At 43.6% G+C, this 13,844-nt stretch carries 12 protein-coding genes; 4 read left to right on the top strand and 8 right to left on the bottom strand.

The window, feature by feature from the left end; all coding sequences use genetic code 11:
• The first annotated feature begins 32 nt into the window (after positions 1–32).
• Positions 33–383, top strand: coding sequence for a cupin domain-containing protein (locus RBB56_RS08150; protein WP_306721876.1), 351 nt, complete (start codon positions 33–35; stop codon positions 381–383).
• Positions 384–459: 76 nt separating this feature from the next.
• The gene (locus RBB56_RS08155; RefSeq protein WP_306721877.1) at positions 460–648 is read left to right on the top strand and encodes a ferredoxin; all 189 of its coding nucleotides are present in this window, start codon (positions 460–462) and stop codon (positions 646–648) included.
• 172 nt (positions 649–820) lie between these two features.
• Here the strand turns inward: RBB56_RS08155 and hcp are convergent, their stop codons facing one another.
• The 4 genes from hcp to RBB56_RS08175 all read right to left on the bottom strand — a co-directional run bounded on the left by hcp (position 821) and on the right by RBB56_RS08175 (position 5,582).
• Positions 821–2,455 carry a hydroxylamine reductase gene (gene hcp / locus RBB56_RS08160; RefSeq protein ID WP_306721878.1) on the bottom strand — a complete coding sequence of 545 codons (1,635 nt, stop codon included), beginning with the start codon at positions 2,453–2,455 and terminating at the stop codon, positions 821–823.
• Positions 2,456–2,626: 171 nt separating this feature from the next.
• Entirely contained in the window at positions 2,627–3,313 is a 687-nt protein-coding gene (locus RBB56_RS08165) for a Crp/Fnr family transcriptional regulator (RefSeq protein WP_306721879.1), read from the bottom strand.
• Positions 3,314–3,589: 276 nt separating this feature from the next.
• The gene (locus RBB56_RS08170) at positions 3,590–4,495 is read right to left on the bottom strand and encodes a formate/nitrite transporter family protein (protein WP_306721880.1); all 906 of its coding nucleotides are present in this window, start codon (positions 4,493–4,495) and stop codon (positions 3,590–3,592) included.
• Positions 4,496–4,646: 151 nt separating this feature from the next.
• Positions 4,647–5,582 carry a LysR family transcriptional regulator gene (locus RBB56_RS08175; protein WP_306721881.1) on the bottom strand — a complete coding sequence of 312 codons (936 nt, stop codon included), beginning with the start codon at positions 5,580–5,582 and terminating at the stop codon, positions 4,647–4,649.
• A 176-nt stretch (positions 5,583–5,758) separates the two neighbouring features.
• Between RBB56_RS08175 and RBB56_RS08180 the strand changes: the two genes are divergently transcribed.
• Entirely contained in the window at positions 5,759–7,390 is a 1,632-nt protein-coding gene (locus RBB56_RS08180) for a SulP family inorganic anion transporter (protein WP_306721882.1), read from the top strand.
• Between the two features lie 202 nt (positions 7,391–7,592).
• On the opposite strand, the gene RBB56_RS08185 is transcribed toward RBB56_RS08180, so the two are convergent.
• The 3 genes from RBB56_RS08185 to pgmB are packed head-to-tail and all read right to left on the bottom strand — an operon-like array spanning position 7,593 to position 10,490.
• Positions 7,593–8,216, bottom strand: coding sequence for a discoidin domain-containing protein (locus RBB56_RS08185; RefSeq protein WP_306721883.1), 624 nt, complete (start codon positions 8,214–8,216; stop codon positions 7,593–7,595).
• A 35-nt stretch (positions 8,217–8,251) separates the two neighbouring features.
• Positions 8,252–9,820, bottom strand: a complete 1,569-nt coding sequence (locus tag RBB56_RS08190) for a glycosyl hydrolase family 28 protein (protein ID WP_306721884.1) — start codon at positions 9,818–9,820, stop codon at positions 8,252–8,254.
• A 22-nt stretch (positions 9,821–9,842) separates the two neighbouring features.
• Positions 9,843–10,490, bottom strand: coding sequence for a beta-phosphoglucomutase (pgmB, locus tag RBB56_RS08195; protein ID WP_306721885.1), 648 nt, complete (start codon positions 10,488–10,490; stop codon positions 9,843–9,845).
• Between the two features lie 117 nt (positions 10,491–10,607).
• On the opposite strand from pgmB, the gene RBB56_RS08200 reads away from it, so the two are divergent.
• Entirely contained in the window at positions 10,608–11,624 is a 1,017-nt protein-coding gene (locus tag RBB56_RS08200) for a LacI family DNA-binding transcriptional regulator (RefSeq protein WP_306721886.1), read from the top strand.
• Positions 11,625–11,658: 34 nt separating this feature from the next.
• On the opposite strand, the gene RBB56_RS08205 is transcribed toward RBB56_RS08200, so the two are convergent.
• Positions 11,659–13,839: a glycosyl hydrolase family 65 protein gene (locus tag RBB56_RS08205; RefSeq protein WP_306721887.1), complete on the bottom strand. Its 2,181-nt coding sequence runs from the start codon at positions 13,837–13,839 to the stop codon at positions 11,659–11,661.
• Between the last annotated feature and the right edge of the window lie 5 nt (positions 13,840–13,844).

Raw genomic sequence — 13,844 nt, forward strand, 5'->3', positions numbered from 1 at the left:
GATATCACCAAAACAGAAAAGGAGATTAATTTATGAGCTCAGCTTATTTAAAAAATATCGATCATGAAACGGTACTCAGCCTCTCTTCCCTTGTGGAGTATGCGAAAGGGCAGGTCGTAAGCCGCACATTAGCGCAGAATTCTGCAGTGAGTATTACTTTATTTGCCTTCGATGCCAATGAAGAAATCAGCACCCATGCCTCTACCGGCGATGCTATGCTGACCGTATTGGACGGAACGGCTCTAGTCACAATCGGAGGTAAGGAATATACATTAAATGCCGGTGAGAGTATCGTTATGCCGGCAAACATTCCTCATGCTGTTGCGGCACCGGAACAGTTTAAAATGCAGCTCACTGTCGTGTTTCCTCAGCCGGCAGCTTAAGGACAAATAACAGAACAATTAATTTAAGCCTTATTATATAAATATATAAAAATGGATGATAGAAGGAGATTGGATTATGAAAGCTACACTTGACAGAAGCGGCTGTATATCTTGCGGCCTGTGCACCAGTATTTGCCCCGAGGTCTTTCAAATGGCCGATGACGGAATTGCCGAAGTTTATGTGGAGGATGTTCCCGCAGAAGCGGAAGCAAGTGCTGTAGATGCGCAGGAAAGCTGTCCTGTATCGGTAATTGCCGTAGAATAACAACTATAATACATGACTAATACTTTTCTCTTGTTATACTAAGTATTTCATAGAAGGTATTTCATAAAAACTAAATAAGAATCAACTAAGAACTCCCCCGCATAATAATGTGGGGGAGTTCTTAATGATTCTTTATATGATACGATATCTTTATTATACCTACGAAAGAAGCTTAGAAGAACAGCTTTATATCATCTTCCACTGTACCGATTCCGGCGATTCCGAAGTTCTCTACGAGCACACTAGCTACGTTAGGAGAAAGGAATGCAGGCAGCGTAGGTCCTAAGTGGATGTTCTTAACGCCCAGGTAAAGAAGTGCCAGCAATACAATAACCGCTTTCTGCTCATACCAAGCAATATTGTATGCGATAGGCAGCTCGTTAATATCTTCGAGGCCGAATACCTCTTTTAATTTGAGAGCGATTACTGCAAGTGAATAGGAGTCATTACACTGTCCTGCATCAAGAACGCGGGGAATTCCTCCGATATCGCCCAGGTCAAGCTTATTGTATTTATATTTTGCACATCCTGCAGTAAGGATAACCGCATCCTGGGGTAACGCCTGTGCAAAGTCTGTGTAGTAATTTCTTTCCTTCGATCTTCCGTCACAGCCTGCCATAACGACAAATTTCTTAATTGCACCGGATTTTACTGCATCCACTACTGTATCTGCAAGTGCAAGTACCTGATTGTGAGCAAATCCACCGATAATTTCTCCTGTTTCAATTTCGACAGGAGCCGCGCATGTTTTCGCAAGAGCGATAATTTCGGAGAAATCTTTCTTCTCACCAATTCCACCGGCAATATGCTTGCATCCCGGATAACCTGCGGAGCCTGTTGTATACAGACGATCTTTGTAACTATCCTTAGGAGGAACGATACAGTTCGTAGTCATTAAGATCGGTCCGTTGAAGCTTTCGAATTCATCTTTCTGTTTCCACCATGCATTTCCATAGTTACCTACGAAGTGAGAATATTTCTTGAATGCCGGATAATAATGTGCAGGGAGCATCTCTGAGTGTGTATATACATCTACGCCGGTGCCTTCTGTCTGCTCAAGAAGCATCTCCATGTCGCGAAGGTCATGACCTGAAATAAGGATACCGGGACGGGTACCTACTCCGATATTTACTTTTGTTATTTCCGGATTGCCGTAAGCCGTTGTATTAGCTGTATCTAAAAGAGCCATACCGTTTACGCCATATTTTCCTGTCTCCAAAGTAAGAGCAATTAATTCATCTACACTTAAGGAATCATCCAATGTCTTTGCAAGCGCTCTCTGAAGGAATGCATCTACTTCTTCATCATCCTGTAAAAGTGCATTTGCATGCTTGCTGTAAGCAGAAAGTCCCTTAAGTCCGTATGTGATAAGTTCACGAAGACTACGTACATCTTCATTTTCTGTAGCGAGTACACCTACTGTTGCGGCCTTTGCTGCGAACTCCCCTCTATCGGAAGTTTCCCAAAGTGCTGCTTGTGGAAGGTTCTGTACATTTTCTATCTGTCCAAGAAGATCCTTTTTCACTTCAAGTGTTTCTACGATGCGGGCAACAATTGCCTCTTCATCAAAATTTGCATTTGTAATAGTAATAAATAAGTTAAGTGTTGCCAGATGATTTACATTGGCATCAACTACTTTGCCTTCCTCACGAAGCTGTGTAGTAACAGCTGATAATCCCTTTGTTACAAATACGAGCAAATCTTGCATCGCAGAAACTTCAGGGCTTTTGCCGCAAACACCTACCTGTGTACATCCTGTACATTTAGCGGTCTCCTGGCACTGGTAACAAAACATCTTGTTCTCCATATTGGCTTTCTCCTCCATAGTCCATGTGTATTTATGTGCATCATTGATGTTCACATTTCATTATTTCACATATACATAATAGCAAGAGTCCATTGAAAAATCTGTAACATTTGTTACAACCTTAAAATTAAATATATTTATTGTATCTTTATGATTTACGGCCTTTATATATTACAATATTTCCTGAAATGCATCTTTATCATTAATGATGATATCTTTCTTATGAATGGTAATAATCCCTTCTTTCTGCATTCTCATCAACTCCCTTGAAAGAGATGGGCGTGCCACATTTAAGAAATCTGCCATTTCTTCTCTATTCATCGGAAGGGATACTTGACCGTCTACATCCGAATGCTGTAACAATACCCTGGCAACCTTCTGACGTAATGTACCTGCCGACATAATTTGTAGTTTACGATTCAAGTAATATGCCTTTTGCGCGAGAATCGTCAGCAGATTGGAAATAAGCTTCGTATGGTAATCACAATTCTCACCGCAGTTATGATACAGGAATTCTTTCGGTATAAGCAATACGGTAGAGGGGCCAAGGGCCTGGGCATAATGGTCATAACCTTCCTTTCCAAGAAATAGGAAGACCTCCCCGAATAGCTCTCCCGCCTTATCGATGGATGTAATAATATTGCGCTTGCCGGATACAGAATCGTTGCAAATAGCCACAGAGCCTTCCAGCAACACATGCAGTTTATGCGGCTTATCGTGCTGGGAAAAAATAATCTGATCTTTTTCATAAGGAATAATTTCTGAACGGCTGCATGCCAGGCAACTATCAATCTCTTCTTTTGTCATATCCCAGAACAGCGGGCTATCCATTAACTGTAATTCCACCTTAATAACCATACCTTTCTCATAACTTATAAACCTTGGATTACAGGTAGAGTAATTTCACGCTAATACACCGTATCCGTTTACAGTTCAATAAATAAAAACCAAAATGTCTTTTATTTATTATATCATACAATATCTCGTGCAAACAAGAAGCCCTCCCCCTTAGAGATATTCTCCAAATTAAAAACACCGGAACAATAAATGCTCCGGTGTTTTGCTATGGGTTTTTACAAATATACACTATATAATATGCCATCGGACATTTATATAAATGAGTATATATTCATACTATGAAATTTTTTCCTTCCCTACTGGGAAGGTGGGAACATGCAGCTTATGCGAAGACATATCCGCACCGCCTTTCTTTTCCCTATATAAGAAATAGATAGGAATTCCGACAAATAACATTCCTCCTACCATATTTCCAAATGTGACCGGAATTAAATTTATTATAAGCATATTTGTAATAGTAAGCGTAGAAATTTGTTTCTCTGCCAGTCCGTATAATTCCATTGCCTTTGCTGTATAATCCGCATTTCCTGAAGCTAGAATCCCTGCAGATATATAATACATATTAGCCACGCAATGCTCAAAGCCGCAAATAACAAATACGAAGATAGGAAAGAAAATTCCAAGAATTTTTCCCGCCATATCCTTGGCTCCTGCTGCCATAAACACTGCTGTACAGACAATGATATTACAAAGAATGGCTGAAATAAACGCATTGATCGGATCAATCCCTGATTTGGTAACTGCTACCTTAATAACATAAGCACCTAATGCATTATCGGAAAAGTTAAACTGACCGCTATAGGTAATCAAAAGAGCTATCAGTACAGCTCCTGCAAGATTGCTGAAAAATACAAGAAAAAGATTCTTTACCATCTTCAAAGAGGAATATCTTTTATCGAGAACCCCCATCACAAGCAGACAATTACTTGTAAACAATTCTCCGCCAATTAAAATAATCAGCATAAGTCCGATAGGGAACACAAGACCTCCTACGGTTCTTGCTACTCCTACATTCTCAATTCCATACATGGATACGCTGCTGGCTGCCGCACCTATACTAACGAAAGCACCGGCCATCACTCCGAGCAATAACGTCTTCCAAAGAGGATTCACTATCTTGCCGCTGCATGCTTTTATATATTTCTGTAATATCTGTCTAGGTGTATACAAGTTTTCTTCCATCTTCTCTTCCTTCGATTATATTTTGCTTCTCAAGGATGACAAATGCCTGTACCTTTTTTACATTTCCTTGCCAAAAACAGTCTAGCAGATTCTATTTACTTTGAAAAATATAAATTATTCATAGGGATATATATATTTCTATATACCCCTGCTAGCGTACCTCATATGCTACCTCATCTCTCGCCCGGCATAGCTTTTCCTTAAATTTCTCATCCATCTTACCCGGCTGATAGCCTTCTCTATAGATAAGAACATCTTTATAACTATTATTCGGTATACTACATTTACGCTGCACTAACCCATATTGCTTCAAGTATAGCTCAGGAAGAGGAGATACCCACATATAAGTATTCGGTACTCTTGCCAGCAAATCGAACTGGCATCCCCTATCAAATACATAAATATGTTTTCCTTCCACCTCGTTATGCTCTTGCAGATTCATACTCTTCCTATCTACATAAGGTATTACTAAATCGGAATGGGACAGTTCGATATAAGGGAATAAATCCTCACCTTTCAGTGAGCCCTTACCTGCAAGCGGATGATTATCTGCCATTACTAACAGGTATTCAAACTTCCAAACAACTTCTTGTTGTAGTCCTTTGCTTTTTATAAAATCTACAAAATAATTTTCATAAATACTCTGATATCGAATAATACCCAGATTAAAATTCTCATAAGCCACATTATTAATTGCCTGCATAGAATTCGTTTCCTGTATCATAACATCCATTCCAAGCTGTGGGTCCAATTCCGCTACAAATTCCGTAAAGGCCTCAGCGATATAGCTTCCCCGTGGTATGGATATGTGGAATTGCTGGGTCCTCGGCTCTTTATTCTCTGAAAGAGCTTCAATCTGAGATATATGATCCATAATCCTTTTCGCGTGAAGAAGAAACCCATAGCCCCTCTCCGTCGGTATCATTCCATTAAAGGTGCGTTCGAATATCGCATATCCCAAATGTTCTTCTAATTCTTTCAAAGCCTTTGACAGATTCGGCTGCGCCATAAACAAGTTCTGTGCTGCTTTTGTAATAGAACCAGTCTTTTCTATTTCCACTGCATAATGCAAAAGTTGTGTATTCATATCTGATTTTCTCCTTTATCTTTTATAAATGGCAACAATCTCCTTGGAAATGGTTATCCTAAAAGGGTAATACATATTGACGAAATATGATAAGACTATTATAATTGTTATTCTTGAGTATAGTGATAATTCTACCATAAATCGCATGTTTTACACATTTCTTTACGGAGGAAGATATGTTAATTACAAATTATATTACACAATTAAAAAAAGAATTTAAAGGCTATAATGGCAAAACTTTTGTTCAGGACTTAATGGCAGGCCTGACAGTGGCTGCCGTTGCACTTCCCCTGGCTCTTGCTTTCGGCGTCAGCAGCGGCTCCACAGCAGCAGCCGGCCTTGTCACAGCAATCATAGCAGGGCTTGTAATCGGTTCTCTTTCCGGTGCCTTTTATCAAATTTCCGGGCCTACCGGAGCTATGGCAGCCATCCTTATAAGTATTATTGCTAATTACGGAATGCAGGGAGTATTCACCGCTGCTTTTATTTCCGGTATTCTATTGGTTCTATGCGGAATCTTTCACATAGGAAGACTTACAAGCCTTATTCCTGCCCCTGTAATCACCGGATTCACCTCCGGTATCTCGGTCATTATTGCTTTGGGGCAAATCGATAATTTCTTCGGCGTTACCTCGAAAGGCACAAGTACGCTCTCCAAGCTCCTTAGCTATGGACAGCTCGGATTTCCTTTGCATATGGAAACTACCCTTATCGGTTTATTCGTCGTTCTATTTATGATTTTCTTTCCGAAGAAGTGGAACGCTATCGTTCCTGCTTCTTTCTTAAGTATTATTATCGCCACTATCCTCTCTTCCCTTCTCCACCTGGATGTGGCTACGGTAGGTGCTATTCCCAAGTCTTTGATTCTGGATACCCGTTTTTCCCTCGCTTCTCTTACTATCGATCAGGTAAAAGGGGTTTTTGGTCCGGCAGTCAGCATTGCTATGCTCGGCATGATCGAAAGTCTGCTCTGCGGGGCCAGTGCCGGTAAGATGGCAAATGAGCGCCTAAACAGCGATCAGGAATTAGTGGCACAGGGAATCGGTAATATTATCATCCCATTCTTTGGAGGAATTCCTGCTACTGCGGCAATTGCCCGTACGAGTGTTGCCTTGAAGTCGGGTGCGCGCACAAGGCTTGCAGGAATTCTTCATGCACTGGGGCTTCTTGTATTCATGTTCGTCCTCGGTCCTGTTATGGCACAGATTCCCCTTGCAGCTCTTGCAGGTGTTCTTATGGTAACCGCCTTTCGCATGAATGATTGGGCAGAGATTCGATATATCGCCGCACACAAGTTCAAAGGTGCCACTATGAAATATACAGTTACCATGGCCGCTACCATCATCTTCGACCTTACTACCGCTATCGTGATAGGCGTTATTACTGCTTTGATTCTTCTCGTAAACCGCCTGTCTAACATCGAGATTAATTATGAAGAAGTAGATATGGACCGCCTTAATCATGCTGATATTCCCCTTACTCATGAATTTGAAAATGCCATTGTCGCTTATCTGACCGGTTCCGTTCTTTTCGCCAATACACAACATATCGAAGAGATTGAGAATAGGGCACAAAGTTACGATACGGTACTTTTGTCCATGCGCGGTGTTTCCTATATGGATATTTCGGGCGCTCTCACTTTTATCAATGTGCTGACGGCCCTTCAGAAGAAAGGAAAAAGAATCCTCCTTTGCGGCGTACCTACTAATACGATGACTATGCTCCGCCGCTCCGGTATTTACGATATCGTCGGAGAAGAGAACTTCTATTGGAGCGTAGAACGCGCTCTTTTACATAGCAATTCCTAGACAGAAAAGGCCCCGTTTTCACGGAGCCTTTTCTTATATATTCTTATGAGGGGGAGATAGTGAATTAAAACAATGAATTCTTCAACCATCTAAATACATCTTAACGGATAAATATGTCCTCTGTGTGTATAGTTTTGAAAAATTATATAAAGTTTCATAAGGATTTATAAAACAAATATAAAAAAATTTAAGATTTTCTCCTTTAGCTATATACCTCCAATTCCGCTACCTGTGCTCCGGCGCCACCCGTATTAGAATTAAACTTGAGTTCAATATATTCCGCTTCTATTTCTTCGAATTCCAATATAACCTCATTTCCTCTGGCCGGGTCGAACTCATAAGCCGTCAAAGGAATGAGTTCCCTATAATTCTCCCCATCTGAACTGATCTCCACACTGAATTCCTGTGTGCGTTTCCCCCATATCTTCTGCGGGCAGAGAGCCACTCTAATCGCGTGAACCGCCGACGCTTCTTCTAACCTGAGCGTCAATATATTAGGATAATTATCTGCACCGCCTTCCCAATAGGACGGCCCCGCAGTCTTCCCGTCGATTGCCTTGTTGGGAACATAGACATCCGCAAAACTACTCGCCTCTATCTTTCCTTTCAGAGCAATATTCTCCCCCTCGGGAAGTACACTAATATATTCTTTCTTAATAAAAGCTTCATGTTCCATAGGAGCGGATTGCTCCGGCGCGCTCACTACGGTCACATTGGTCTCCGGCATCGCTTCCGCTCTATCCTCCCCCAAACTCATATCATAGAGAACAAGCGCCACCCAAATGAACAGCATAGCAATAAGCGCTATCGCTCCTCCCTTTTTCATTTCTAATCACCCTCTCCTTTTTATTTGATTACTTATCAATTATCTAGAATGCAAATATTTTCCGTCGTATTCTCATCGACTTCAAATCCCCCTTCTGAGAGATCCGTTATTTTCTTTCCCAGAACTTCCAGATTCTGCAGAGATACATTTTTGATCTTATGTGTCTCGTCATATCCCTTAATACGGGAAGTACATTCCTTTCCGGCCAGAACGTTCACATTCCTTATCGTCACATCTTCGATTCTTCCTCTTTCCTTCGTGCTCGACCAATTGCCGTTCTGTGCGATATGCATATCGATTAAGTAAGGCATTTCGTCTCCGTCGCCGCTTCCCATCTGTGCATCTTCCACTGTAATATTCTCAAAGAGGACATCGGATATAAGGGCATCGTCCGCATTATGAATGGAGATTATGGGCTTATGGAAGTTATGCAGTACGGTAATATTTCTGAATGAGACATCAGTTATTTCCACATTTTCCTTCTGTCCTTTATTCGTCTCATAGCCGATTTCCATCGATTGTGCCAGATCCGTCCAAAGCTGCATATTCTCAAAACTGATTTTCCTGCTGCTTCCATCGTAGTTCTTCACCACGAGAGAATCGTCCCACGAGCGGACGAAGCAGTTCGATACGCTATAGTTCTCGCATGACTGCAAACTGATTCCGTCTCCATTCGGTCTGGCGGATATCACTTTCACTCCATCGATGATTCCGTCTTTGGAGTCGAATGCCTGGCAGACCCAGGCGTTGGAATTCAGAACAATAATACCCTTAATAGTGATATTGCTGCAATGGTCGAATTTCAAAGGAATATATGCTTCCTTCCCCTTCCATCCGGCGAGATGCGAACCGTCGATGATCCCTCTTCCCATAACGATGATATCCTTCGCATAGTTGGCATTGATCATTCCGTGGACTACGGCACCTCCCGACAGATAAATAATCTGACCGTCCTCCGGCACGATCGACTCGATATCCCACTCTCCGGGACCGATATAGATTACCTTTTCGTCATCGAAATCCGGCCTATCCTGTTCTATACTTCCCGCAAAAATATGTACCGCACGCTCCGGGGAATCGTTGAACATAACCGTATAATTGTCAGGCTCCGTCACGGTAAAGCTTACGGTATGCGCTTCCTTGTTCACTTCCGGTTCGATTCCATAAGCAAGAGGGCTGATTTTCACCGTATCTATCTCCCTCCCCGGCACTTCTATCTCTATCTTCACCCTGCCCTCGAAATCGAAGTAAGCCACCGGAGTCCGGGAAAGGGGCGGAAGATAGTTCGCCACCCACTGTCTCGTATGATTGACATTAGTGTCATATACATAACATTCCTGTCCGTCTACTGCTATCTTCGTGTCCGTGCAATGCATAAGTCCTATGCTGCGCCCTTCCTCTGAAGTATTTTTCAAGTCATCCGACGAAGCATCTTTCAACGATTTCGGTCCCTCATATAAAATTAAGGAAGATTCCTTCATTACCTTTTCCTCCGTATTCCATCTCTTCTCTGCAATATCCCTCAGCGTCCATATAATCGCTCCAAACAGGAAAACACCGGCCGCTATCTGAACTATATTCCATACCTTTTTACCATTCCCCATATCTTCCTCCCGCTTCTTACATCTACCCCAATATCTTCTCCCAGTCGATTTCGGATTCTAGGCTCCTCACTTCATAATCCGCTTGCAGTTCCTTATAATACGGCCCTACTCCGAGGGATTTCATTCCTGCTGCCTTCGCCGCCTGTACGCCTGCAAAAGAATCCTCCACCACAAGACATTTATCGGGAGAAAGCCCCAGCTTATCTGCGGCTACCAGGAATACTTCAGGATCGGGTTTCGAACGGGTCGTGTCCAATCCGCTGCTTACCCCGTCCAAATATGGCAGAAGCCCGATTCTCTTCAAAATAGACGGGGCATTTTTGCTCGCAGATCCCACCGCCATCAAAATTTTTTTATCCTGCAGCCCTCGTAACGTCGTGAGAACTCCGGGAAGAACCGCCTTATCATCCAACGTTTCCAGCATTTCTTTATAATAGTTATTCTTACGCTCCGCCATCCCCTGTTTTTCTTCTTCCGTGTAACTTTTATTTCCTTTATTGAGGACAATCTGCAAAGATTCCATACGGCTCACTCCCCTTTGCTTCTCGTTATCGGCTTTGCCGAATGCGGCAATTCCTATTTCTTCGGCCAGCCTTTTCCACGCTTCATAATGCAGTTCATCGGTGGACACGAGCACACCATCTAAATCAAATATTACTCCCCTTATCATATGAATCATCACACCTTCCTTATTTCGAGATATTTCAAGTTTGTCTTTTTATTGCATTTATGCTAAAATTACCATAGTTTAAGGTTAAACCTAAGAAAAAAATAAAAGGATCGAACTATGGCCACTATTAGAGATATCGCACGTGTTACAGGTGTAAGCTGCACCACCGTATCCAATGTCATACACGGCAAAGACAATCGTGTATCCGCGGATACCATAGATAAAATAAATGCCGCCATAAAGGAACTCGGATATGTTCCGAATATGTCGGCCCGTTCCCTTGTATCCAATTCCTCTAAGGTGATCGGCTTCGTAAATCATGTCATTACGCGCAAAGGCTCCAACTTCATGGAGGACCCTTTCCATTCCGCATCCATCGGCGCTATCGAACAGGAGCTCAGGGAAAAGGGATATTATTTAATGCTCCGCACCATCGAGACTTCCGAAGAGCTCTTAACCTTTCTAAGAAATTGGAATGTGGATGGATTGTTTTTTACCGGTATCTTCAAAGATCACTTCTTCGATGTGTTATCGAATTTGAATATTCCGATCGTATTGATCGACAGTTACACTAACCAGAACTCTTTATGCAACGTAGGTCTGGAAGACTTCCGAGGCAGCTACAACATAACCCGCTACCTGATCGAACACGGGCATAAGAGAATAGCCTTTGCCTCTCCCGACATCAAGGACGGGGGCGTGCTCCAGGAGCGCTTTCTCGGCTATAAATCCGCCCTGACGGAATTCAATATCCCTTTCGATAAGTCTCTCGTCTTCGTACAGGAGATGGATATCGCCTCCTGCCGCCTTGCCAGCCGGGACATTGCCAGCCATCCGGATATTACTGCAGTAGTTGCCACAGCCGATGTAATGGCTGCCGGAATCATGACAGGCCTTAGGGAGATCGGGAAACGGATTCCCGACAATATTTCCATCGTCGGCTTCGATGATATCAGCTTATGCCAGATGATTACGCCTCCCCTCACCACAGTACATCAGGATATCAATCTGAAAGGAAAGCTCGCCGTGAACCTCATGCTGCAGCTTCTGGAGGGAAAGCAGGCAACGGAGCGCCAGCTCATCTTACCAACCACCTTGGTGGAACGGGAAAGTGTCCGCTCCCTGCTTCCTTGATTTCCATAAGCCCTGTTTTTTATACCCCCTTTTCTCACACAGGAAGTATAGAACTCTTATCTTTCGTAATTTCTACCCGGTATTCTTTTCCTCTGTAGTGAATGCAGAACCTCATCTTCTTCCATGTTTCGGGGAGATGGGGTTTTATTTTTATTTCCCCGTTCTCCGTATATACACCCGCAAAGCCTCTGACAGCCGTCATATAAGCCCCGCCCGATGCCGCCGGATGGGTGCCCCCTATATAAACGAGTCCGGCCCATTCCTTTCCTCCCCCTGCCAAATCCGCAGCGGCCGATTTTAAAAAGAAAGGATATGCTTTCTGTGCCATTCCGAGACGGCACGCCAGCATAGCATACATGCAGGCGCTTAAAGAAGAACCATGCTCTGTACGCGGTTCATAATAGTTCCAGTTTCTCTCTAATATTTCCTCCGGAAAGTCCTCGGGAAAAAGGCTGAGCCACGTAATCACATCGGCCTGTTTAATGACCTTCGTATGGGCTGCCACCCCATAAGCACCGCCCCAGTATTCCTTTTCATGAAGCAAACGGCTTCTCACCTCGTCTATCGATACATCTTCCAGCTTCCCATAGCCTTCGAACTGTTCGATGATCCCCTCTTCATCCGGCTTCGGAATATAAAGATTTTCCGCCGCATCTGCACATTTATTCCTCAGAACCTCTATTTCTTTCCAGTCGCTTATACCGTCCACCTTTAGGGAACCGTTTTTTATTCTGTCCGCTACCTGTACGGCACTTTCCAAAGTATACTTCGCCATACGGTTCGTATAACCATTGTTGTTCACCCTCTCATGATACTCATCCGGACCGATGCTATCGTGAATTTCGTAATAATCCCAATCCGCTCTTTTCAGTAAGAGGCTGTAATAGAAACGGGCACATTCGAACACTACATGCGCGCCGCCTTCCTCGAGCAGAGAATCATCTCCCGTCAGTTCTCCATATCTCATAATGCCATACGCCACCGCCGATGAGATATGGTACTGTTTATCCCGGAAAAAGGTGCGCATCGGCCGCCCGGTAAACACATCCGTCACATTATAATCGCTGCAGGCATCGTAACCGCCCTCCTGACTTTCCCATGCATAAAAGGCCCCTTCATAGCCATATTCCTTCGCTTTCTCTTTCGCCCCGGATAATGTCCCGATTCGGTATTTCATGAGATTGGCCGCCACCTCCGGTTCCGTATACAGGAAAAAATCGAGCATGAACATTTCCGTATCCCAGAAAACCGCCCCTTTATATGTCTGTCCCGAAAGCCCTCTGGCGGCAATGGATAACCCTTCCTTATGCCGCGGGGCAACGCTGTGCAGATGATAGAGAGAATAATTCAACGCCTCCATCGCCTGCGGGTCCCCTTCTATCTCCACCTCGGAATGCCCCCATCTTTCCTCCCAGCATTTCACATGAGCTTCTTTCACCGCTTTATAGGAAGCCGTCAGACAGCTTTCCGCCTCTCTATAAGCATCTTCTGCCGGATTTTCCCCATCCTCACTCGTATAAATTGTTACCCATTTCTCTACCGTATATGGCTGTGCGCAATCCGTCACGAAGATGATTCTCCGATAAATTCCTTTCTTTTCCTGCTTTATTTTTACTTCGGCAGGGAAATCCCACGTCGCACTGTCGGACACAGCCACTTTTTGCCCTTTTTCATGGGTCAGTGCCTCCACGGATAAAATTCCTTCCCTTTCATCCGCCTGAAGCACATCGTAATGAGGGCCATGAATATCCCAGACATCGCCGTCTATTCCCGTCACAATCTCCACATCCGCATGGAAATCCGCAGTGACGGAATAACGCATCCCTATCCGGTGTATATTGACCGCATCGGCAAACCTCTCGCTTTCCACCGTAATATTTCCCCTCGGCGTTCTCCATACGGTCATCCTTTTCATCAGCCCATGCCGGTAATTCAATCCGCTTTCATGCTTCAAGGCTTCCTTTTCCGGCAGGCAATATCTCTCCCCGTCCACCTTTATGTAAGTATGCAATCCGTTCGGCGCATTCAGCGGCTCTCTCCATCCGTCTCCCACCCGGTCATAAATGCCCGCCAGATTGATGGCCGCCAGCTGTTCCTTCCTATATTCCTCCAAGGTTCCTCTAATACCCATATAACCATTGCCCACGAGCAGCCTGTTACCGTCCGAGGTAATATCTTCCGGGGAATATCCTTTCCTTTTTATGCTCCAATTCATTCTCT

Source organism: Kineothrix sp. MB12-C1 (assembly GCF_030863805.1).
Classification (GTDB): domain Bacteria; phylum Bacillota; class Clostridia; order Lachnospirales; family Lachnospiraceae; genus Kineothrix.